Source organism: Myxococcota bacterium, from assembly GCA_039030075.1.
GTDB lineage: Bacteria > Myxococcota_A > UBA9160 > UBA9160 > SMWR01 > JAHEJV01.
On sequence record JBCCEW010000006.1, the window covers coordinates 194804 to 217107 of the forward strand.

20 protein-coding genes are annotated in these 22304 nt (G+C 69.2%); 14 read left to right on the plus strand and 6 right to left on the minus strand.

Features of this window, described 5'->3' with window-relative positions; genetic code table 11:
* The first annotated feature begins 42 nt into the window (after positions 1-42).
* From AAF430_08965 to AAF430_08975, 3 genes are read left to right on the plus strand one after another with little or no spacing between them, the layout of a single operon-like run.
* Positions 43-2028 carry a prolyl oligopeptidase family serine peptidase gene (locus tag AAF430_08965; GenBank protein MEM7410350.1) on the plus strand — a complete coding sequence of 662 codons (1986 nt, stop codon included), beginning with the start codon at positions 43-45 and terminating at the stop codon, positions 2026-2028.
* A 10-nt stretch (positions 2029-2038) separates the two neighbouring features.
* Complete coding sequence (locus tag AAF430_08970) at positions 2039-2767, plus strand: TVP38/TMEM64 family protein (protein MEM7410351.1); 729 nt, start codon at positions 2039-2041, stop codon at positions 2765-2767.
* Positions 2764-3183 (plus strand): hypothetical protein, encoded by a 420-nt coding sequence (locus tag AAF430_08975; GenBank protein ID MEM7410352.1) that lies wholly within the window; start codon positions 2764-2766, stop codon positions 3181-3183. The genes AAF430_08970 and AAF430_08975 overlap by 4 nt, the downstream gene beginning before the upstream one ends.
* On the opposite strand, the gene AAF430_08980 is transcribed toward AAF430_08975, so the two are convergent.
* The gene (locus AAF430_08980; GenBank protein MEM7410353.1) at positions 3160-3765 is read right to left on the minus strand and encodes a PEP-CTERM sorting domain-containing protein; all 606 of its coding nucleotides are present in this window, start codon (positions 3763-3765) and stop codon (positions 3160-3162) included. The two genes, AAF430_08975 and AAF430_08980, sit on opposite strands and share 24 nt — an antisense overlap.
* 431 nt (positions 3766-4196) lie before the next feature.
* Here AAF430_08980 and AAF430_08985 point away from each other — a divergent pair, with 431 nt between their 5' ends.
* From AAF430_08985 to AAF430_08995, 3 genes are all read left to right on the plus strand, one after another.
* Entirely contained in the window at positions 4197-5375 is a 1179-nt protein-coding gene (locus AAF430_08985; protein MEM7410354.1) for a sulfotransferase, read from the plus strand.
* Positions 5365-6771, plus strand: coding sequence for a hypothetical protein (locus AAF430_08990; protein ID MEM7410355.1), 1407 nt, complete (start codon positions 5365-5367; stop codon positions 6769-6771). The genes AAF430_08985 and AAF430_08990 overlap by 11 nt, the downstream gene beginning before the upstream one ends.
* Before the next feature lie 142 nt (positions 6772-6913).
* On the plus strand, positions 6914-7318 hold the full coding sequence (locus AAF430_08995; GenBank protein ID MEM7410356.1) for a biopolymer transporter ExbD: 405 nt from the start codon (positions 6914-6916) through the stop codon (positions 7316-7318).
* A 21-nt stretch (positions 7319-7339) separates the two neighbouring features.
* Here the strand turns inward: AAF430_08995 and AAF430_09000 are convergent, their stop codons facing one another.
* Entirely contained in the window at positions 7340-10060 is a 2721-nt protein-coding gene (locus AAF430_09000; GenBank protein ID MEM7410357.1) for a protein kinase, read from the minus strand.
* 150 nt (positions 10061-10210) lie between these two features.
* Between AAF430_09000 and AAF430_09005 the strand changes: the two genes are divergently transcribed.
* Positions 10211-11506: an MFS transporter gene (locus tag AAF430_09005; protein ID MEM7410358.1), complete on the plus strand. Its 1296-nt coding sequence runs from the start codon at positions 10211-10213 to the stop codon at positions 11504-11506.
* On the opposite strand, the gene AAF430_09010 is transcribed toward AAF430_09005, so the two are convergent.
* The 3 genes from AAF430_09010 to AAF430_09020 all read right to left on the minus strand — a co-directional run bounded on the left by AAF430_09010 (position 11467) and on the right by AAF430_09020 (position 13870).
* Positions 11467-12189, minus strand: coding sequence for a DUF4328 domain-containing protein (locus tag AAF430_09010; GenBank protein ID MEM7410359.1), 723 nt, complete (start codon positions 12187-12189; stop codon positions 11467-11469). The genes AAF430_09005 and AAF430_09010 overlap by 40 nt on opposite strands.
* Positions 12186-12905, minus strand: a complete 720-nt coding sequence (locus AAF430_09015) for a TrmH family RNA methyltransferase (GenBank protein ID MEM7410360.1) — start codon at positions 12903-12905, stop codon at positions 12186-12188. The genes AAF430_09010 and AAF430_09015 overlap by 4 nt, the downstream gene beginning before the upstream one ends.
* A 206-nt stretch (positions 12906-13111) precedes the next feature.
* Entirely contained in the window at positions 13112-13870 is a 759-nt protein-coding gene (locus AAF430_09020; protein MEM7410361.1) for a class I SAM-dependent methyltransferase, read from the minus strand.
* Positions 13871-13897: 27 nt separating this feature from the next.
* Here AAF430_09020 and AAF430_09025 point away from each other — a divergent pair, with 27 nt between their 5' ends.
* From AAF430_09025 to AAF430_09045, 5 genes are all read left to right on the plus strand, one after another.
* Positions 13898-15691, plus strand: coding sequence for a tRNA uridine(34) 5-carboxymethylaminomethyl modification radical SAM/GNAT enzyme Elp3 (locus tag AAF430_09025; GenBank protein ID MEM7410362.1), 1794 nt, complete (start codon positions 13898-13900; stop codon positions 15689-15691).
* 61 nt (positions 15692-15752) lie between these two features.
* Positions 15753-16643, plus strand: a complete 891-nt coding sequence (locus AAF430_09030) for an alpha/beta hydrolase (protein MEM7410363.1) — start codon at positions 15753-15755, stop codon at positions 16641-16643.
* Complete coding sequence (locus AAF430_09035) at positions 16640-18112, plus strand: hypothetical protein (protein MEM7410364.1); 1473 nt, start codon at positions 16640-16642, stop codon at positions 18110-18112. The genes AAF430_09030 and AAF430_09035 overlap by 4 nt, the downstream gene beginning before the upstream one ends.
* 42 nt (positions 18113-18154) lie before the next feature.
* Positions 18155-18814, plus strand: coding sequence for an MOSC domain-containing protein (locus tag AAF430_09040; GenBank protein MEM7410365.1), 660 nt, complete (start codon positions 18155-18157; stop codon positions 18812-18814).
* A gap of 47 nt (positions 18815-18861) precedes the next feature.
* Positions 18862-19824 carry a hypothetical protein gene (locus AAF430_09045; protein ID MEM7410366.1) on the plus strand — a complete coding sequence of 321 codons (963 nt, stop codon included), beginning with the start codon at positions 18862-18864 and terminating at the stop codon, positions 19822-19824.
* Here AAF430_09045 and AAF430_09050 read toward each other — a convergent pair.
* Positions 19821-20540: a WYL domain-containing protein gene (locus tag AAF430_09050; protein ID MEM7410367.1), complete on the minus strand. Its 720-nt coding sequence runs from the start codon at positions 20538-20540 to the stop codon at positions 19821-19823. The genes AAF430_09045 and AAF430_09050 overlap by 4 nt on opposite strands.
* Positions 20541-20668: 128 nt before the next feature.
* Here AAF430_09050 and AAF430_09055 point away from each other — a divergent pair, with 128 nt between their 5' ends.
* Both AAF430_09055 and AAF430_09060 read left to right on the plus strand, forming a co-directional pair.
* Positions 20669-21043, plus strand: a complete 375-nt coding sequence (locus AAF430_09055; GenBank protein MEM7410368.1) for a SnoaL-like domain-containing protein — start codon at positions 20669-20671, stop codon at positions 21041-21043.
* A 69-nt stretch (positions 21044-21112) separates the two neighbouring features.
* Positions 21113-22300 carry an MFS transporter gene (locus AAF430_09060; GenBank protein ID MEM7410369.1) on the plus strand — a complete coding sequence of 396 codons (1188 nt, stop codon included), beginning with the start codon at positions 21113-21115 and terminating at the stop codon, positions 22298-22300.
* Positions 22301-22304 lie beyond the last annotated feature (4 nt).

Genomic DNA, 22304 nt, shown 5'->3' on the forward strand with positions numbered 1-22304 from the left:
GCGCGTTTGCACGGGGTCGAAGCTCCTCCCTACGATGCCCGCGTGGGTCACCAGGGGATGGTCGGGATTCGGTGCGCGTGGCTCGTGCTGCTGCTGGTTTGGGGTGCGGCCTGCGCAGGGGCGCGGACACCCGAACCCCAGGACCCGGCGACGCGCGAGGCGGCCGCTGCCTTCCTGGCGAATCCGGCGTACACCCACGCAGCGCTCTCCCCCGACGGGCGCTGGATCGCAGCGATCCTAGACGGCGCACCGCCGTCCTTGTTCGCGAAAGAGGTCAATGGGGACGCCCTGCGCCTCTTGCTGCGCCTGGATCAACCCGGTTCCCGCGTGCTCGAAGTCGGTTGGTCCGGTCGAGAGCGCATCGTCCTGCGCTTCGATGCCCCCGACCGGGAGCGCCGCGGTCGGGCGCGGCGCATCCACGCCATGGCGGTGCACCCGGATCGCCCGCCGACCGTCCGCTCGGATCGACTGCCCAGCGAAACGCTCTGGGACGTTCCCTTCTCGGCCCAGGGTGAGACGAAGGTCTTGCACTGGTTGCCCGAGGACGAAGAGCACGTGATCGAACAGCGCTACGACGCGAGTGTCGGCGGTGTTTCCGTCGGACGTGTGCACGTGCGGTCGGGTGTCTGGACCGAGATCGCGCCGGCACGCCCCGGTCTGCTGGCGTGGTTCACCGACGCGAGCGGCGCGGTACGGGCAGCCACGGGCCGGGGGCCGCAGGGACACGAACGCCTGGTCCTGGTTCGCGGGTCGGCGCAAGAGGAGTTCGAATCCCTCGTCGACACGGACGACCTGCGCGTCGCCGATCTCGGGTTCGCCGGCTTCGACGCGGACCCGGGTCGCATCTTCGTCCGCACCAGCGAGGACACCGGTCGGCAGGCCGTCTACCCGCTCGACCTGGAGAGTCTGGAGCGCGGCTCCGCTGTCGTGACCGACCCGGAGTTCGATGTCGCCGCGGGCTACGTCGAGAGTGCGGAGGGCGGACTGGTCGCGGTCGAGGTCGAGCGTGACCGGCCCGGGCTCCAGTTCCTCGACGCCGATGCCGCCGCGGCGCAGGCGGCGATCGATGCGGCGTTTCCGCACACGACCAACCGCGTCGTCAGCCGCGACGCGTCGGGTCGCCAGCAGCTGGTCGAGGTGGCCGGAGATCGATCTCCGCCCGCCTTCTATCTGCTGCGGGCTGGGCTCGGCGAAATGGAGTTCCTCTACGAAGCGCTGCCGGATGTCTCTGCCGACCGCCTCGCCGAGACGCGCGCCGTCTCGTTTCCGACGCGCGACGGCAACACGCTGCACGGCTACTTGACGCTTCCGCGCGGCGAGCGCGGTCCGCTGCCCGTCATCGTGATCGCCCACGGCGGTCCGAGTGCGCGCGTCTCGTGGGGCTGGGACGCCACCGTGCAGTTCCTCGCCGATCGCGGCTTCGCGGTCTTTCAGCCGAACTTCGGGGGCAGCACGGGCTACGGGCGCGCCGTCGAGCAGCGCGGTTGGCGCCAGTGGGGCCGACGCATCCAGGACGACGTCGACGACGGCGTCGACTGGCTGATCGAGTCGGGCATCGCCGCTCCGGGGCGGGTCGGGATCTACGGGCGGGGCTTCGGCGGCTACGTGGCTCTGGCGAGCGCGCTGCGCGAACCCTCGCGCTTTCGGGCGGTGGCGAGCTTCGGCGGGCTCACCGACCTGCGCGCCCTGGTGGATGCGCCTCGCGAATACGTGAACCTCGATCCGAACGGGCCGGTCTACGGGACGCTGCCGAGCGATCTCGAGCTGCTCGAAGTGATCTCGCCGGCGCACCAGGCCGAGCGCATGCGGGTTCCCGTTCTCCTGGGGCATGGGACGAAGGACCCCTTCGTCGACGTGGCCCAGACCCAGCGCCTGGCAAGGGCTCTCGAAGCGGCGGGGCGTCCCCCGGAGCTCTTCTTGTACCGCGGCGCGCTCGACGTGTTCCTCGAGGCCGAGCAGCGGATCGATTTCCACATGCGCCTGGCGCGTTTCTTCGAGGCGCACCTGCGCGCCGTCGAACCGCTCTGAGGCACCGGACATGACAATGCCCGCCGAGCCCCACGTCGAGTCCGGACGCTCGGGTCTCTGGTGGAAGGGCGCGCTCGTGGTGCTGCTGCTGGTGGGACTCGTCGCAGTCGATCGGGTCTTCGGTGACGTCGACTGGTTCGCCACCGAGCCCCTGGTCGCCTTGCTCGAGCGCAGCGGCTTCTGGGCGCCGCTCGTCCTGATGGCCGCCATGGTGCTGGTCGTGGTGGCGGCGCCGCTGCCGAGCCTGCCCCTCGATGTCGCAGCCGGCGTGCACTTCGGATGGGTGGCGGGCGGGCTCTACGCCGCGGTCGGCGCCACCGTCGGTGCGCTGATCAGCTTCTGGATCGCGCGCAAACTCGGGGCGGAGTTCGTCTCCCGCGCGCTCGGGGGGCACGTGACCTTCTGCCCCGCCTGCTCGGACAAGCTATTGACCGGCGTGGTCTTTGCGTCGCGTCTGATCCCGGCGGTGTCCTTCGATCTCGTCAGCTACGGCGCCGGCCTGACGTCGATCAGCCCGCTGCGCTTCGGTGTCGCGACCTTCCTGGGCATGCTGCCTATCACGCTCGTCTACACCTACTACGGACCCGAGCTGAGCTCCGCTGCGCGCGGCTCGCTGTGGATCGGCGTGGCCGTCGCCGTCGCCCTTCTGCTGGTGCCGCGCGCCATCGAGAAATGGGACCTGCTGGGCATGGCGCGCTTCTTCCGACACGACGCACCGAGCCCAGAGGAAGCGACGTGACCGACACCGAGTTCCTGGCCGCCTTCGAGTCGGCGGCGATCTCCTCCGACGACTGGACCCATCGCGATCACATTCGGATGGCGTTCCTCTACCTGCGCGATCTCCCCTGGGACACCGCGCTCGAGCAGATCCGGACCGGGATCCAGCGTCTCAACCGCGCGAACCGCGTCGAAGAGACTGCCGTGTCCGGCTACCACGAAACGGTGACCGTCGCGTGGGCCCGGGTGATCGCCGCACAGCTGCATCACCACGGTCCCGGCGAACACTTCGACACCTTCGCCGCAGCGAACCCACACCTGCTCACGAAGACGCTGCTGCGGCTCTACTACACCCGCGCACAGATCCTCACGCCGGAAGCGAAGGCCGGTTTCGTCGCGCCCGACCTGGCGCCGCTACCGGACGCGCCTGCGGCCTAGCGCCAGGCCACCGAGGCCGAAGAGGAGCAGTGCGCCCGTCGTGGGTTCGGGTGAGATGGTGACGCTGATGCCGGGCAGCGAGACGTTGGCCTCGTAGCCATATTGCCTAGACGTGGCGCCACCTGGCCCGCTCAGCTCGCCGAACCAGATGAAGTTCCTGAATTCGAACTCCGCGACGTTACCGCTCGGGGCGATCGCTTGGAACGAGAAGCGGGAAACGACCGCGGTGGGGTCGACGGTCTCTATGCTGGGGAAGGTGATCTGGTCGATTGCTCGACAGTAGTTCGGGTCGTGTTTGTCCCCGGAGCAACTGCCTTCGAGCGCGCTTCGGATCCACGGAGCCGCGCCCGAGAACGAGGTGAGAATCTCCGCTGCCTCGGTCTGGCCCAGTGGCAGAACGATATTCGGGTCGTAGGAGAAGAACGCCAGCCCGCCCGGCAAAGTGGGGTCACCGTCCTCGATCACGCCCCGTACCGTGATCGTGAAGATCTCTCCCTGCGACACGACGAGCTTGTCACTGGACAGAGTCAGACTTCCCGCGTCTGCGCGGGTCGGAAGCAGGGCGCCGGTCGAAAGCAGCATCGCGAGCACGAGGGCGCGGAGAAACGAATCTCGGAACATGACGTCTCCCTGGGATCGGCTCTCCTTCCCAGGGAACGCGACTCACGCGTTGGAAAGCCTATCAGGTTTGCATCGCATGCAAGTGTAGGAAAACAGCCCGCAACCCCGCTGGCAGGCCCGCCGCGGGCCCCGCAGGGTGCGCACCGGGCGGGATACCGCGTCCACCGCCGTCTACGCCCCTTCCGCGCGACGCGGCGCGTGATGCCGCGTCCGGACCCTCGTCCTGCGCCTGTGACTTGGAGGCGCGGTCCCTCCGAGGACCAGCGTGGCCCCCGGCTTCGGCGGACGGGTCAGGCCAGTTGGTCAGGCAAGAGATAGCGACCGGGTGTCGGCGCGGGTCCGAGGTAGACTGGCGCGGCTTCGAGCTCCCTCCCACCGCGCGATCCTCCCCCATGTGGTTCCACTTCCACTTCGCGAACTACTTCCGCATGCTCCGCCTCGCCTGGGCCGAGCCCAACGCCGGCGTGCGCGGCTACTACCTCGCGAAGCTGTTGTTCTGGATCCCCCCGGTGTCCGCGTTCCACGCGGTGTGCTTCTTCCTCGATGGGATCCTCTTCCCGGGGCTCCACCGGATCGAGATCCGCGAACCCGTGTTCGTGATCGGCCACGCACGCAGCGGCACGACGCTCGTGCATCGACTCATGAGCAACGACGGCGATCGGTTCGGCTCGTTCCGGCTCTACGAGATGTTCTTCCCGTCGCTCCTGCAGAAGAAGGCCATCCGCGCGCTCGCGCGCTTCGACGCGGCGGTGCTGGGCGGGAGCATCGAGAAGCGCCTCCGGAAGTGGGAGGAGACCCACTACGAAGCGAGCCGAGCCGCCCACCCGACGGGCCTGACCGAGCCCGAAGAGGACGACCAGGTCCTCTACTACTCCTGCGCCTCGGGTTTCTGGATCACGAAGATGCCCTACATGGGCGACCTGGATTTCTACTACGTGGATCGCTGGCCCGAGGCCGAGCGCAAACGCCTGATGCGCTTCTACGCCGACTGCATCAAGCGGCAGCTCTACCTGAACGGTTCGAACCGCATCCACCTCAGCAAGAATCCCGTCTTCCCCGGCCGCACTCAGACGTTGATCGACACGTTTCCCGACGCGCGCTTCGTGGTGCCGATGCGCAACCCCTACGAGACGATCCCCAGTCTCCTCAGCCTGGTGCAATCGGGATGGAAGCGGCTGGGTTGGCCGCCCGAGCGTCAGGAGCGCTGCCTCAAGATCCTCGCCGATCAGTCCTTCGACACCTATCTCTACCCGCTCGAGGTGTTCGAGCGGAACCCGGAGACGCGCGTCTCGATCGTCGACTACCGCGATGTCGTCGCCGACCCGGCGGCCGCGATCGAAGGGGTGTACCGGGATCTCGAGATCCCCGTCTCGGCGGCCTACCGCGAGCGTCTTCTCGCCGAGGGAAAGCGGGCGCGGAAACACAAGTCGTCGCACCGCTACAGCCTCGAGCGCTTCGGCCTCGAGCCCGACGCGATCCGCGCCGGCCTTTCCGAACTCTTCGATCGCTACCAGTGGGACGCGGAAGACGACGTCGACGCGCCTTCCTCGGAGGACACCGATGGCCAATGATCCGACCGCGATCGCCGACGCGCAGAAGGAACTCCGCGCGGCTTGGGACGACATGCTCCGCGAGTTGGAGCGAGCGCGAGACGGCATCGATCAGCCCGAGCTGATGCCGGCGCCCGCCAACGATCGCAACCTCGCCGAGGGCTATCGCTACCTCGCCGGGTTCATGCACCACGCCATCGAGCGTGCCTTCCACGGAGACGCCCGTTTCCCGTTCTTCCGCAACGCCCTCTCGATCATCAACAAGGCGACCATCGAGAACGCGGACGCGATCTACTTCATGGCGCCGATCGATGGGCGCGAGAGCTACATCGTGCGTGGCAAGGTCGACGACCACCGCCACTGGCGCGGAGAAGAGCGCGCGCCCGAGGGGCGCCTCGCGCCCCAGTACCTGATCTTCGAACTCTCCCAGGGATGCATCGCTGGCGATTCGGGCAGCCTGGCGGAGCTGCGCCCCGGCGTGAAGGCCCAGACGGGTCGCCTCGACTCCTCGCACATCGAGGTCGACGCCGATGGGACCTTCGAGATCCTGCTCGCCCCCGAGCGACCCGAAGGCCACACAGGGAACTTCATCTCGAGCTATCGCAAGACGTCGCGGCCGAGTCCCGACGATCCCACCGGCAATGTCGATCGCTACGCCGAGTGGGTGAGCGGGCGCCAGCTCTTCTACGACTGGGAGCGCGAAGACGCCGCGCTTCTCACGATCACGCGGGTGGGCGCCGACGGCGAACATCCGCCGGCCTACGATCCGGCCGAAGCCGCCGCTCAGCTCCGCAAGATGGGCGAGCTCGTGCGCGGCCAGATGCATTTCTGGAACGAGTTCTACACCGTGCTGCTCGAGGTGTACGGCAAGCGCGACGGCAAGGAAGGCGAGCGCTTCATGCCGCGCAACGCGTTCAATGCGCCGAACGCCGCCTCGGGGGCGACCGGTGGCGGTCAGAGCACCAACATCTACGCGGGCGGCGTCTACGAGCTCGAGCCCGACGAGGCGCTGATCATCGAGGCGCGCGTCCAGATTTCGCCCCAGTACATGGGCTTCCACCTCGGGAACCTGTGGGGCGAGTCGATCGACTACGCGCATCACCACAGCAGCCTGAACGGGTTCCAGGTGGAATGCGATTCGGATGGCGTCTACCGCTACGTCGTCGCCCACCGCGACCCGGGCGTTCCCAACTGGCTCGACACCAGCGGCCATCGCGAGGGTTTCCTGACCCCGCGCTGGGCCTACACCGAGCAGCCGCCGCCGGATCAGTGGCCCACGATCCGCGCCGAGAAAGTGCCCTTCGACGCGATCCGCGCGCATCTGCCCGAGGACGTGCGCGAGGTGGGCCCGGACGAGCGGGCGGCTCGGGTGCGGGGCCGGGCCGAATCCGTGCAGCGGCGTTTCCGCGTGTTCTAGCGGGGGTTTAGGGCGATCCCGCTGCGCTCGTGCGCTCCCCCCGCCCGGGGGGAATTCGCACCCCAAGGCGCGCCCCGGCTGATAGAATCCCCGTCCGGCGACCGCCCCAGGCGACGCCCGCGGACCCGCCCTTCGAGGAATCATGAGAAAGCAACGCGCCCAGACCCAGGAAGACAGCGAAGTCAATCTCACGCCCATGTTGGACGTGGTGTTCATCATGCTGATCTTCTTCATCGTGACCGCCTCGTTCGTGAAGGAAGCGGGCATCGAGGTCGAGCGGCCGAAGGCGGCTACGGCCGAGCGGCGTGAGCGCGGCAACATCCTGGTGGCGATCACGGCGAACGATCAGATCTGGATCGATCGCAAGGAAGTCGATCCGCGTGCACTGCGCGCGAACATCGAGCGCCTCTTCTCCGAGAACCCGCAGGGCCAGGTGGTGATCCAGGCCGACAAGGGCTCGAAGAACCGCCTGCTCGTCGAGGTGATGGACGCCGCCCGTCAGGCCGGCGTCGAGAACGTCTCGATCTCGGCGCGCGTCGTCGACTAGCGCCGAGAGCCGTCGGGGACCCTAGGCCCGGGCGATCGCGCTCAGGCGCTCCACGACCTCGGCCGCAGAACGAATGCGGTCGGCCGGGTTCTTCTCGAGCAGGTGTGCGACCAGCGCCGCAAGCTCGGGGGAGACCTCGGGCACGACCGTGCGCACGTCGGGAGCCGGCGTGTGTCGGTGGTGGAACGTGACATCGCCGTCCTTGAAGGGGACGCGCCCGGTGAGCAGCTCGAAGAAGGTGACGCCCAGCGCGTAGAGATCGGCGCGGTGGTCGACCTGCTCGCCCGCGCTCTGCTCGGGCGCCATGTAGTAGGGCGTACCGCCGATCACCGTGGTGCTGCGTCGCACCTCTTCGACCATCTTCGCGAGTCCGAAGTCCATGATCTTGACGGCGCGCTTCTTCGTGAGGAAGAGGTTCGCGGTCTTGATGTCCCGGTGGACGATTCCCTGTTCGTGGGCGTACTGCAGGCCCGTCGCCACCTGACCGCCGAGCTTCGCCACGATGCCGGGCTTCAGCTGCCCCTTGTCGCGCAGGATCGCCTGGAGCGGACTGCCCTGGAGCAGCTCCATGGTGATGTAGAAGGTCTCGCTCTCCTGCCCCGCATCGAAGAGGGTCACGATGTTGGGGTGATTGAGGGCCGCGGCGGCGCGGGCCTCGCGGAGGAAGAGCTGGATGGCCTTCGGGTGGTTGCGGATGTGGTCGGGGAGTCGCTTCAGTGCGACCTCGCGCCCCAACCGCCGGTCGCGGGCGCGGAACACGATGCCCATTCCGCCGCGTCCGAGCTCTTCGAGGATCTCGTAGCGACCCGTATCGCTGAATCCCTCGGCGACGAGGGTCGGCTGGGTCGGGTCGGGCAGGGTCGTCTGGGCGCCCTTCGCCTTGCGCAGGGCATCCACGCGCGTTGCGACGTGGGGCCAGGTGGCATCCCGTAGCCGCAGTCGTTCCAGTAGCTGGAGCGCCCGGTCCGTGTCGCGTCCGAGTTCGTAGAGGCCGGCGAGTCGATCGAGGGCCCCGTTCGGCACCTCGTCGTCTGCGCGGGTCGCCAGCAGCTCCTCGAGTTTCGCGGTGGCCAGGTCGAGGTGCCCCTCGTTCTGGTAGGCCTCCGCCAGGTCCATCACGGCCTCGGGATAATTCGGGTCCGAAGTCGAAACCCGGTTCAAGCACTGGATGGCCTGGGTGCGCTCGTTCTCGTCGATCGCGACCTTCGCCGCCTCGAGATGGCGTCCCTGCTTCGAGAGTGCCTCGATCCAGCGCTGGGTCTCCCCCGCGTCCCGGAAGCAATCGACAGCGCTGTCGAAGAGCTCGGCGCGGCTGTAGGCGTCGCCCGCCCGAGTCAGCTGGCCCGAGGAGCGGTACATCTCGCCGGCGCGTTCGTCGTCGCCCACCTGTTCGAAGAGCAGCGCGGCTTTGTCGTAGCGCTCGAGATGCGCGTAGAGTTCGGCGGCGGTGCCCGCTTCGCCGGCCTTCTCGAAGTGCTGTGCGGCCGTCTCCATCCGGTCGTGATCGCGGTGGAAGTTCGCGAGCAGGAGGTTGGCGACCCGGCTCTGGCCTTCGCGCTCGAGGTGTCGCGCCGCCGACGCGACGTCGCCGTTCAGGTAGGGCTCGACCGCCGCTGGGCAACCCGTGAAGAGGAGCTGCTCCCGGTCGCCGAGGTCGAGCACGAGGTTGCGCGGCGCGAACGACTCGATCTCGAGGCAGACTTCGGCCACCCGATCGGTGCTGCCCGCCACGAGGCGATGGGTCCCGACGTCGAGGGAATACTGGACGGGACCGCGGACCAGTCGCAAGGACCCCGGGGCCCCATAGCGCGCGACCTTTGCCTCCTCGAGGGAGCGGTCGCCCCACGAGACGCGAACTTCCACCGGGCAGGCGCGCGGTTGGAAGTCGAAGCGCAGCGGCACCGTCTCGCCCCGTTTCGGCGTCACTTCCTGTTCGGCAAAGTGGGCGGCAACCACGTCTTCGCTCTCGGCTGTCTGGAGATAGCCATCGACGGTGACGAAGCGCCGTCGACACGGGACGCGCAGGAACTGGGTCTCGCGCGAGACGCCGAAGCGCGACTTCGAGCGCGACCGCACGCCCTGCACACCCGCCCGCGTGACGTCGGCGGGCGAGGTGAACTTGCCGCTGCGCGTCGGACCCACCGTGCGCCGTGCGATGCGCACATGGAACGTGCCGCGCAGCCCGGGCGGGTAGTCGATGCAGACGGCGACGGTGCCGCTGCCCTGCGCGATGCGGGCGAAGAGGCCCATCAGCAACAAGAAGCCCGCGATACACGCGAGGGACCAGGCCGCGTCCACGCTGGGGCGTCCCGCCTGGATGTCGGCGAGCCCCCGCCACCAGAACGCGGGGAACATGGCCTGCAGGGCTTCGAGGCGTTCCGACGGAGAACCGCTCCAGACTTCCGGGGCCGCAGGGGTGGCCGCGGCTTCGGGTTCGTCGAGCAGACTCGCCGCTTCGTCGAGGGTCATGCGCGAGATGGCATTCGGGCTCTCGGTCGGAGTGGACGCCGTCTCGTTCGCGATCGCCGCCGGCGGTGTCGGCGCGAGTTCAGGGGCCACGCTCTCGATCGCGTTCTCCGTCGTCGTGGACGCGACGACTTCGCTGTCGTCGACGAATTCCGCGTCGGGTTCCGCGATCGGCGCCGTCGACGTGGCGGTCTCCTCGCCGCCGATCGGAATGGCGACGACGCCCAGTGCCAAGGGCACGAGGAGCAGGAGTTGAGGCAGGGCAGCGCGAAGCATGGCGGCTCCTCCTTCTTCGGACGCTGCGAGGCCGCAGTTGAGAGCGTCCACGGCACTTTCCGGCGCGAGTTGCCGCCGCGGCGCGACCGGCCCGACGAGCGCCCGCGGGGCCCCGGGGCTAGCGTCCGCGGGCGTTCCCGAGGCCCCCCGTTGTCCCTGATCCACGGCGACCCGCCGCTCCGCAAACTCTTCGGATCCGTCTACTACGGCTGGATCGTTGCAGTGGGAGCGTCCCTGAATTCCTTCGTGGTGGTGGGAATCGGCTTCTACGCGATGGCCGTCTTCCTCGACGCGCTGTCTGCCGAGCGCGGCTGGTCCCGCACCGAGGTCTCCTTCGCCACCACGCTGTATTTCGTGACGTCCGGGCTTGTGGGGCCCTGGGTCGGGCGGGCCGTGGATCGGTTCGGCCCGAGGGTCGCGATCGGGGTCGGTGCGGCGATCATGGCGCTCGGCCTCGTGTGGCTGGGGCGCATCGAGCGGCCGGGTCAGCTGGCTCAGATCTACCCGGTGTTGGCGATCGGGTTCGCGCTGGCGAGCGCCATTCCGTCGTCTGCCATCGTGACCCGCTGGTTCGAGCGACGCCGCGCTCAGGCGATGAGCATCGCCCAGACCGGGGTGTCGGTCGGCGGGGTCGTCCTCGTACCGCTGATCACCGCTTCGCTCCTCGAGCGGGGTCTCGCCCATACCACGGCATTCCTGGCGGGGTTGCTTTGTCTGGTGGTGTGGCCGGTGACGGCGCTGCTCCTGCGCAACGACCCGCGCGCCGTCGGCCAGTCGCCCGACGGGCAGTCGCCGGCCGAGTCGCGACCGGCCTTCGCCGCCGGCGAACTCTGGACCCAACGCGCGGCGGCGCGCACCACCACGTTCTGGCGGCTCGTCTTCGCGTTCAGCGGCATTCTCTTTTGTCAGGTGGGCGCGGCCATGCATCAGCTCTCGGTCGTGCGCGAGCATCTTCCGGCCGAGGTCGCTTCTCTCGCGCTCTCGACGACCGCGGCCGCCAGCATCATCGGGCGCTTGATCGTCGGGTCCTTCGCGGACCGCGTCGATCAGCGCGTGCTGACGGTGGGTCTGGTTGCCCTGCAGGCTGCGGCGATCGCAACCCTCGGGTTCGCCGAGACCGCGCCCGCCCTGTTCCTCGCATCGGCGGCCTTCGGCTTCACGATCGGCAACGTCTTCATGTTGCAGTCGCTGCTGGTGGCGCAGCTCTTCGGTGTGCGTTCCTTCGGCACCGTCCTCGGGCTCGTGCAGCTGCTGACCCAGACCGCGAGCGGGTTGGGACCGCTCGCGCTCGGGGCGATGTACGCGTGGCTCGGGTACGGGCCGGGCCTCGGCGCGCTGGCGGGCATCGCCGCCTTGGGATCGGTCGCTCTGGTGGGGGCGCGGCCCGCCGTGGCGCCAGAGCCCGATCAGGCCGGGACGTTGGCGCCGCGGAAGTCGGGGGCGTAGCTCGGCTCGCTCAGGGCGGCCTTGGCTTCCTGGGCACTCTGGATCCCGTTCACCAGGAAATAGCCGAGGCTCGCCGAGACGGCGGCGCAGGCATCGGCTACCAGCGAGACGCCATAGGCGATCTGGATGCTGCGCAGGTCGCTGGCGAACTGCAGCGTCAGCCCCGAGAGCGCTTCGAGCAGGAGCCAGGCCAGGAGTGCACACCACCAGGCGAGGACGAGTCGGAAAGACGGGACCGACTGCCAGTCCAGCGGCGCGCGTGCGTCGGGGTCGCTCGCCCGCCAGATCTCGTTCACGACCTGGTAGGGCCGCCAACAGTTGAGCCCGGGAATCAGGAAGGCGAGCACGGTCCACCCGCGACGAAAGCGCATTCCCGCAGCGCCCAGGGACCGCACGTTCGCGCGCATCCGGTAGAGCCAGGGCAGGAACGCGGCCGCCAGGAACACGGCCATCAGCGACTGGGCCCAACCGAGGATCGTCCCCGCCTTCGCGTGCGCGAGTCGCTCGGCAGGTTCCAGACTCTCTCCGCTCTGGATCGAACTCACGACGCGGATCTCGCCCAGGTCGTAGCCGGCTGCGATCCAGGAGACGACCGCTCCCAGCACGAAGACGGCGGCGACGACCTGCGAGAGGGTGCGGGTCGGCACGTAGGGCGGGGTCAGGCTCAGGCGGTCGGAACTCATACGGATGCGTTCCCCAGTTGACGCAAGCGTTCGGCGGCGAGCATCGCGACGGCCGCTTGCAGGTTGTAGGAGGTCACGAAACCGGACATCGGGATGCGGACGACGTCGTCGCAGCGACGCAGGAGCGTGGGGGGAACGCCTTCGGACTCGCCGCCCACGACGCAGAGCACGGATTCGGCGAGCGCACACTCCCAGGGAGCGAGCGCGCCGCTGTCCTCGACGCCCACGATGCGTTTTCCCGCGCGGCGCGCAGCGCCCAGGACCTCTCCTGCCGACTCCCAGGCGAAGGGAAGGAAGCGGTCCGCGCGCATCGAGGCGCGTCGCGTCTCGCGACGCTGCTCGTGGTCGAAACCGTTGTCGACGTAGACGCCGTCTGCGCCGCTCACTTCCGCGGTGCGGACGGCGGTGCCGATGTTCCCGGCGTAGGCGGTGCCCACCAGCAGCCAGACCGCTCCGCCGCGCGCCATCACCGCGTCGAGAGGCGCGTCGACATCGGGGCCGACCAGAGCCGCGATCTCCGCGTCGCCCAGGAGCCGCCGTTGCCGGTTGCCCGCGACGCGGTCCACCGGAACGCCGCTGGCTTCCGCGCGCGAGACGAGCTCGGCGAGGGCCGGCTCCGCGTCTTCGGCCACGACCAGGCGGCGCACCAAGCGCTGTTCGTCGAGCGCGCGTCCGACCTCGGCCGCGCCGCTCACCCGCGTGCGCGCGTCACTCATCGCGGGGGCTCTGCGCGGACACGCCCGTGCCGCACTTCCTGCCGCGGAGACCCACACCAACTGGATGTCACCCCAGCCCCTGCACCCACCCTCGCGCTCGTATCGCGCGAAGCGTCGGGACGCCGTGATCGGGGGGAGGTTGGAAGAAGAGGGGGCCGATCGGGGGGAGGCTCGGTGGAGCCCGGGCTGCGGAGTCTACAGCTCCCTCACGAACCGCGAAAGACGAAGTAGTCGTTGCCCGCGCCGCGCTTGCCATCGGCCTGATAGCGCTCGACGAGCAAGACGCCTCGCTCGGCCAGCCCGGCCGAGAGCCGTTCGAGCTCGGCCTCCTCGAACGCGTGGAAGTAGCGCACGGCGTCCGGGGCCTGGTCCCAGGGGAGCAGGTGGTCGCCCGCCTCGAGGTCGTCGACGTCCAGGGGCCCGAAACGCGCGGTGTCCCAGGCCGACCACCGGCGGATCCGGGACACGAGTCGCGGGTCGGCCAGCGCGCGCCAGGTGGTGAAGACCAACAGGCCACCCGGCAGGAGCCGCTCGGCGCAAGCCTCGAGGAGACGTTGGCGTTCGCGTTCCCCCGGCATGCCGTGAAGGACACCGAAGGCGACCACGCTGGCATAGGGGCCGCGGGGGAGTGCGTCGGGCCCGGCGAAGTCGATCTGATCCCAGCGGCAGTCGCCGAGCTCGCGCGCCCGTGCCCGAGCGAGGAGCCCGGCGCTGGCATCCACACCGTGGAGGGTCCAGGCGGCGAGCGCCGGTGCTGTGCGCAGGAAGGCGGCGAAGCGTCCGTGGCCGCAGCCCAGATCCAGGAGCCGGGGTGCGTCGGTGTCGCGCCCCAGGTCTTCGAGTCGGGGCAAGAGGGCGTCCCAACCGCGCCAGGGCCGTTCCCGCTTGCCGGCGAAGGCCTCGGCGTGGTCCCGGTAGAAGCGCCGGTTCACCTCCAGAAGGGTCGCGCGGGTGGCCGGCTTCACGCGGTCTCGCGATACCCTGACGCCGCCGTGCAGCGCAGCCCCCGTGCCGCCTTCGATCCCGCCCCCCATCGTGACACACTGTGTCGGTTGATCGATGCGCTGGCGACGACCGAGCCGCTCGACGCCAAGACCCTCGATCGGCTCGTGAAGCGCCATCCAAAGGACGGGCGGGGGCTCTTCTCGAAGACCGAGATCATCGCCGGGTTCCGCGCGTTCGGAGCCCGCGCCGACATCAGCGAAGCCGACTTCGTCTCGCGGCTGCGCATGCGGCCCGTCCGCACGCTCTCGGGTGTCACGCCGGTCACCGTCCTGACGAAACCGTTCCCGTGTCCGGGGACCTGCATCTTCTGTCCGAACGACGTCCGCATGCCCAAGAGCTACCTCGCCGACGAACCGGGGGCCCAGCGCGCAGAGGACAACCGCTTCGATCCCTATCTCCAGACCTGGAACCGCCTCGACGCGTACCGAAGCATGGGACACCCCACCGACAAGGTCGAGTTGATCGTGCTCGGCGGTACCTGGTCCCACTATCCCGAGCGCTATCAGCGCTGGTTCGTCACGCGTTGCTTCGAGGCGATGAACGACTTCGGCGCGGGGCGCGATCGGCGCGATGCCGCGGGCAGCGTGGATGCCGATTTTCGCCGCGTGCCCGCCATCGAGGGGGCGTCGGTCGAGGTCGGAGCGTACAACCGAGCGATCGGCGCGCATCTCGAGTCACAGCACGGGGCTCTGCTCGATGCGACGGAGTCGGCAAGCGGGGAATCGCTGACCGCGGCGCAGCGCGAGAACGAGCACGCGGGCACGCGCTGCGTCGGTCTGGTGCTCGAGACGCGTCCCGATCGCATCGATCCGGACGAGGTGCAGCGGCTGCGTGCACTCGGGGCCACCAAGGTCCAGCTCGGCGTCCAGAGCCTCGACGACGACATCCTGCTCGCGAACCAGCGAGGGCACGACACCGCTGCGACCCGCCGTGCCTTCGCTTGTCTGCGACGCGCCGGCTTCAAGATCCACGCGCACTGGATGCCGAACCTGCTCGGGGCCGACGCCGCATCGGACGCGCGCGATTTCCGCCGACTCTTCGACGATCCCGCGTTCCGTCCCGACGAGCTGAAGCTCTACCCGTGCATGCTCATCGAGAGCGCCGAGCTTGCGCGTCATCACGCGCGCGGCGAGTGGTGGGCCTACGACGACGAGACACTGGTCGATCTGCTGGGAGAGTGCATCGCTGCGACGCCGCGCTGGTGTCGTCTCACCCGGGTGATTCGGGACTTCTCCTCTCATGACGTGGTTGCCGGCACCCACACAGCGAACCTTCGCGAGGTCGCGGAGCGCCGGCTTCACGCCGCCGGGACGGCGATTCACGAGATCCGACGTCGCGAGCTGCGCGGCGAGGCGCCCGCCGCAGGCGGGCTGCGGCTGCACGAGACGCGCTTCGATACCGAGGTGGGGACCGACTGGTTCCTGGAATGGGTCGACGCGGAGGATCGGCTGGCGGGTTTTCTGCGGCTCACACTTCCCACCCAGGTGGACCTCGCAGAGCTCGAGGGCGCCGCACTGATTCGCGAGGTGCACGTCTACGGCGCGTCGCTGCCGCTGGGCCGACGGGACGCGCGCGCTCCACAGCACTCCGGGCTGGGGGCGCGGCTCATCGATCGAGCGGCGAGGATCGCGAGCGGCGCCGGCTTCGAGCGGCTCGCGGTGATCTCGGCCATCGGGACCCGCGCCTACTACCGCCGCCTGGGATTTCGGGACGGAGCGCTCTACCAGTTTCGGGGCGACATCGGCCGTTCCGGCAATGGCGAGAGCGTCAGGCCCGTCTGACGAGGTCCGGCGGGGGCCGGGGATCGACTATGATCGCGCTCCCTTCCACCCCCGAGGACCCATGGCGAGCCCCGAGTACGAGCAGCTCCGCAAGGCCCTGAAGCCGGGCCTGGCAATCCCCGAAGATCCGCCGGACCTGGTGCGCGAGAAGATGCATCGGATCCATCCGACCCAATACCCCGACGACGTGCGGGTCGACGAGGTCGCGATCGGCGGGGTGCCGTCCGCTTGGGTGTCGACACCCGAGAGTGACGAGAGTCGTGTGATCCTGATGGTGCATGGTGGCGCCTTCGTGTCGACATACGTCGAGCACTACATCCCCTATCTCGCGACGCTCACCCGCCACTTCCAGGCGCGCGGCGTCGTGTTCGGTTACCGGCTTGCGCCGGAGCACCGCTATCCCGCCGCGCTCGACGACACGCACGCGGTCTATCGGGCCTTGCTCGCCGAGGGCATCGCGCCCGACCGGATCGTGGTGGCCGGCGACTCGTGTGGCGGCGGCATCGGCATCGCGCTGCTCTTGCGACTGCGCGACGCCGGCGAGCCGCTTCCGGCCGCCTTCGTCGGGCTGACGGGCTGGTACGACCTCGAGGCCAGTGGCGACGCGGCCGCCAACCCCCGCGGAGTGGACCCCTACGTGCACCCCGACTGGATCCGCGCGCGTGGCCGCGACTATGCGGGGCCCGACGGAAACGTGCGCGATCCGCTCCTGTCGCCGATCCATGCCGACCTCGCCGGCCTGCCCCCGCTCTTCCTGTCATGCGGAGAGATCGACATCACGCGTGACGACTCGACGCGTCTGGCAGCATGCGCGGGTCGCGATGGAGTGGCCGTGACCCTCGAGGTGAATCCCGAGATGATCCACGGCTTCCACGGCCTGGCGGTGCTGATTCCCGAAGGCCGCGCATCGCTCGATCGTGCCGGCGCCTTCGTCCGGGCAGAGATTCCGTGAGCGACGCGGCCCCGACGCCGATCCTCGTCGGAGTCGGACAGATCCTGCAGCGAGAAGACGACTGGCGCGACGCCGAAGAGCCGCTCGCGCTGATGATCCAGGCCGCGCGTGCGGCGGCCGACGACGCGGGCTGTCCCGCGCTCCTCCAGCGCGCGTCGAGCGTGCGAGTGATCCGCGGCGCGTGGTCCTACGAAGATCCGGGACGCGCGGTCGCGCAGGAGCTCGGCTGCCCCGGAGCCGAGACCGCGATCTCTGCCTTCGGGGGCAACTTCGGCCAGACCGTCGTCTCGAAGAGCTGCCTGGCGCTCCAGCGCGGCGAGCACGAGGTGATCGTCGTGACCGGGGCCGAGTGCGGACGCTCCCGCGCCATGGCGAAACGCGCCGGTGAGCGCCCGAGCCGGCGCAAGGCGCCCGGTACGCCGGACCTCGTATTCGGAAGCGAACTTCCGCTCGGTCACCCGGCGGAAGAGGCGCGGGGTGTGCTGGCGCCCGTGCAGGTGTACCCGATCTTCGAGATCGCCTTGCGTCACGCCCGCGGCGAGAGCGTCGATGCCCATCGCGAGCGCATCTCGAAGCTCTGGGCGAGTTTCAGCGAAGTGGCGGCCGGGAACCCGACGGCCTGGATCCGCGATCGCAAGACGGCGCACGAGATCGCCACCCCGGGGCCCGACAATCCCGCCGTCAGCTTTCCCTATCCGCGCTTGATGAACGCGAACCCGCGGGTCGACATGGCCGCCTCGGTGATCCTGACCACCGAGGCCGTGGCGATCCGCCTCGAGATCCCCCGTGAGAAGTGGGTGTACCCGATCGCTGCCACCGACGGTCGCGACCACGAGTTCGTCTCCGAGCGCCAGTCGCTGGCCGAGTCGCCGGCCATTCGCCGTTGCGGCGAGCGCCTGTTCGCGTTGGCCGACGTGGCGCCCAGCGAGATCGATCACTGCGACCTCTACAGCTGCTTCCCGGTCGCGGTCCAGGTATCGGCCGCCGAGCTCGGCCTCGACCCGACGCGCCGACTGACCGTGACAGGGGGCCTGACCTTCGGAGGTGGGCCGCTCAACAACTACACGTTGCACGGGATCGCGCGCATGGCCGAGGTGTTGCGCGCCGATGCCGGGGCGCTCGGGCTCTGCACCGGCAACGGCGGCTACCTGACGAAGCATGCCCTCTGTCTCTACAGCACCGAGAAGCCGCAGAGCCCGTTCCGCCACGCGGATCTCCAGGAAGAGCTGGATCGGGTTCCGAAGCGAGAGGTCTGCGTCGACGCAGAGGGTAGGGTCGACGTCGAGGCGTACACCGTGATGTACGAGCGGGGTGCGCCCAAGACGGCCCATGTCGCGTGTCTGCTTCCCGACGGCCGCCGCACCTGGGGCAACGTGACCGACGCGGACGCACTCGGAGCGCTCGTGAGCGAAGAGGGTTGTGGTCGCACGGGTCGGCTCGACGGCGCGGGCGTCCTGACCCTGGGCTGAAGGCTCCGTCCACCGTCCGCGGCGACCGGCTAGCCTCCGCGCATGCGTATTCTCTCCGTCAATGTGGGCCTCCCTCGCGACGTTTCGTGGCGCGGGAAGACGGTACGTACCGGAATCTTCAAGCAGGCCGTCTCGGGCGCGGTGCGCGTCGAGCGCGTGCACCTGGAGGGGGACGGGCAGGCGGATCTGGAGGTGCACGGGGGCGTCGACAAGGCGGTCTATGCCTATCCGAGTGCGCACTATGCGCATTGGAGCGAGTGGCTCGGTGAAGCCGAGCTCGCCTGGGGCGCCTTCGGTGAGAACCTGACCCTCGAAGGGGCGCTCGAGGACGAGGTGAACCTGGGGGACCGGTTTCGTGCGGGGACCGCGCTGCTCGAGGTGACACAGCCGCGGATCCCGTGCCACAAGCTCGGTCTCCGCCACGGGCGTCCCGATCTCCCGAAGGCGTTTCTCCAGAGCGGCCGGTCGGGGTTCTATCTGCGGGTCCTCGAGCCTGGACGGGTCGAGGCCGGGGATGCGTTCGCACGCGAAACGATCGGGCGCCCAAAGGTCTCGATCGCGCAGCTCCAGTCCTTTGCACGGGGAGAAGGCGACGCGGATCTGGCGCGCCGGGCCATCGAGCACCCCGCGCTCGCCGATGCCTGGCGCGACCACCTGGTGCGCCGCTTCGGATCGGCTGCCCAGCATCGAGCCGACGATTGAACTAGGGTTCGCGGCCGCAGGGGGAATTCGTGGGCAGACCCAGTGGGGTGAGGTTCGGGCTCGGTGTTGCGCTGTTTCTCGTGGGGATCGTGGCGGTCGCGTCCGAGTCCGAGATCGCGCCCGCTGCATCGAATGGGACTGCCGCGTCGAATGGGGTCGCCGCATCGAACGGCGCGGCCGCCGAAGGGGTGCCCCACGAATTGGCGACCCTGCTGGACGCGAAGCAGCGCACGGCATGGCGCAAGGCCTATGCGCGTGAAGTGGCCGGAGACTTCGACTCAGCGATTGCAGGCTACGAGCCCCTGGCGCGCGCCCACCCCGATTCCGCCTTCATCGCCTGGCGCATGGCGCGCAACCACTGGCGCTCCGGGGAGATGCTGCCCCTCAACGCGAAAGAGCCGCGACGACAGGCGTTCAACCGAGCATTGGAGTGGGCGGATCGCTCCCTCACGGCGGCGCCGGAATGCGGTGAGTGCGTGTTCTGGAAGATGGCCTCGATGGGACGCCTCGCCACGACCGTCGGCGCCCTCGAGTCGGCTCGCCTGGCCCAGCCCATGGCCGAGCTGATCGATCGTGGCATCGCGCTCGAGCCCACCTACGCCGACAACGACTGGAACCACACGAAGGCGAACCTTTACCTCGCCGCTTCTTCCTTCTATCGGTTGCTCCCGGAGTGGTTCTGGCTCGAGTACGCGATCGGTGTTCGCGGCGACAAGAAGCGCGCCCTCGGTTACATCGAGCAGGCGATGGCGATCACGCCCGACCGGATCGACTATCACCTCGAGATGGGAGCGGTGCTCTTGTGTCTCGCGTCTCGCGAAGAGACCCACGACTACGCAGCGCGGGGCCGACAGGTGCTCGAACGCGCGCGTACCCTCGAGCACCGTCTGACCACGGACGCCATCGATCAAGAGCACGCGCAGCTGCTGCTCGATCAGCCCGACACGGCCTGCGGCTACTCCCGCGACGGTTTCATGGACTTCTCGGGGATCAAGGAAGGCCAGATCTAGCGGGCCACGTCTCTCGGTCGTCGCCATTCGCGCGGATCGAGTGCCAGCGGCTTCGGGGCGAAGCGCTGTTGCAGTACCCGGGGGCGCGAGATCCGATCCATCCGAAACATGCGGCGCGCGTCCTTTTCGACGTCGATCGCCAGCACGTACCAGACCGGTAGCTCGACGTAGAGGCCGTGAGGTTCGACCCGGCGTTGGGTCCGGGCGCCCATGCGGTCCACGTAGCCGAACCCCAGGCAGCGTTCCTCGCGGAACGCGCGTTCGAACGCATCGAGGAGCGAAGGCGAAGTCGGACCGGCCGACGCCCGTAGGCTCGGCGTGGCCGGGTCGCCGACCTGGATGCGGTCGCACAACCTCCGCAGCTGATGGCGTCGCTCGTCGGGGAGCCGTGCGAGGAGCTTGTTGACGCCCGCGCTTCCGCCCCGCGAGAACGGCAGCCCGTGGATGCGTCGGGCGATCTCGACCGAGAGCCACAAGCTCACGGCCTGTTCCTCATCGAGTTGAATCGGGGGGAGCGGCGCGAAGCGGGCGAAGCGAACGCCGCCGCCCCGACCGCGCTCGCCCTCGATGTCGAACCCGCGTCGCCGCAATGCAGCGACGTCGCGGCGCACGGTTCGCACCGAGACGCCGAGCGCTTCGGCGAGGTCGGTCATCGACGCGCCGCGGCGCGCCCGGAGTTCGGCGATCAACGCGTCGTGGCGCTCGGTGCGGTTCAAACGCTTGCTCCTCCGGCCGGCTCGGTCCCAGTGTGGACAAAAATAGGACATTTCGTGTCCTATCTGCGGATAGCCTCCCGGTGAATCGGCAGGGGGCACGCGCTTCCCCGCCCATCGGAGGAAACGAGATGAACGCGACGGAGATCGGAACGGAACTCGTGCGGCTCTGCCAGCAGGGCAAGACCCTCGAGGCGGTCGATACGCTGTACGGCGAGAAGGTGGTCAGCCTGGAGGCTGCGGATCAGGGTCCCTTCAAGGCCCGGACCGAGGGCCTGAGCGCGGTGCGCGAGAAGAACGTCAACTGGTCGGGGATGCACGAAGTGCACGAGACGAAGGCGCTCGGGCCCTTCTGCGGCGGGGATCCGGCGCGCTTCGCCGTGCTCTTCGAGATGGACGTGACCCACAAGCCGACCCAGGAGCGCAATCGGCTCGTGGAGGTGGGCCTCTACACGGTCGAGTCGGGGAAGGTCGTCCAGGAAGAGTTCTGGTACGCGATGGGATAGAGCGGGGCGGGGGGCGGCTGGATGTCGCTCCCCGCGTACCGCGCGCTTTCGGCCTACACTGCGGCGCCCATGGACGCCCGCACCCGCGGCATCGTTGCCGCCACCTTCGCCGCTCAGGCCGTTGCCATCGGTTCGACGATCGGAGCCTTCAGCCTCTTCGTGCGCCCGGTGGCCGAGGCCTTCTCGGCCTCGACCCTGGCGGTGAGCGCCGGCGTCTCGATCATCACGCTGATGCTCGGGGTTTCCGGGGTTCCGGTCGGGCTCTGGCTGGATCGGGGCACGCCGCGGCACGCCATGTTCGCCGGCACTTTCGTGCTCAGTACCGGGTTCTGGTTCGCTTCCCAGGCCGAGAGCCTTGCGTCTCTGGCCCTGCTCTGTGTCTACATCGGCGGAGCGGTGCCAACGCTCGGGCCGCTCACCACGATGGCAGTGGTTGGCAAGGCGGTGGCCGATGGCCGCGGGCGCGCCTTGGGCATCGCCAACATGGGTGTCCCGCTGGGTGGACTCCTGTTCGCGGCCCTGGCCGGCGTCGTCATCGAGAGCTGGGGCTGGCGCACCGCCCTCCAGCTCTTCTCGATCGTCACAGCGGTGGTCTGCGTGCCTGCCGTGTTCTTCGGGATCCCGCGCGAACTCCATCCCGCGACGTCGGAGACCGTCCCCGAAGCCCCAGAGGGGGCTCCCACCCCGCTCGCCTGGAATCCGGCTTTCTGGCTGGCGGCGCTCGCGTTCGGCGCCGGGGTCGGCGTGCTCAGCAGCTGGTACTCCCAGGTGGGACCCTTCCTGGACGACATGGGGTTGGGGTCGCGTCAGGCGGGGCTCCTGCTCGCGTTCTCTCAGGGCATCGCGGTCATCGGAACGCTGGCGCTCGGCGCACTCGCCGATCGCGTGCCACCGTCGCTGATCATGGGGTCGATCCTGGCCGTGGTGGGTCTGGGCTTCGGGGTGCTCGCGACGGGGCCCGGCTTGCCCTGGGTGATCGCGACCCTCGTCATCACCGGCGTGGCGACCGGCGGCACCATGCCCGTCTTCGCGGCGCTGCTCGCGAAGCGTTTCGGGGCGGGCGCGCTGGGAAGCGGCGTCGGTCTCGCGAACGTCTGTCTGCTTCCCTTCGGTGCGGCGCTGCCACTCCTGGCGGGGGCGATCCGCGACGCACAGGGGAGCTACGCCTCGTTCCTTTTCGTCTGCCTCGGTCTCGTCGTCGTGGCGCTCGGGCTGCTGGTCGCCTCCGTGCGTCGCAGCGACGCGCGTTCCGCCTGACGCG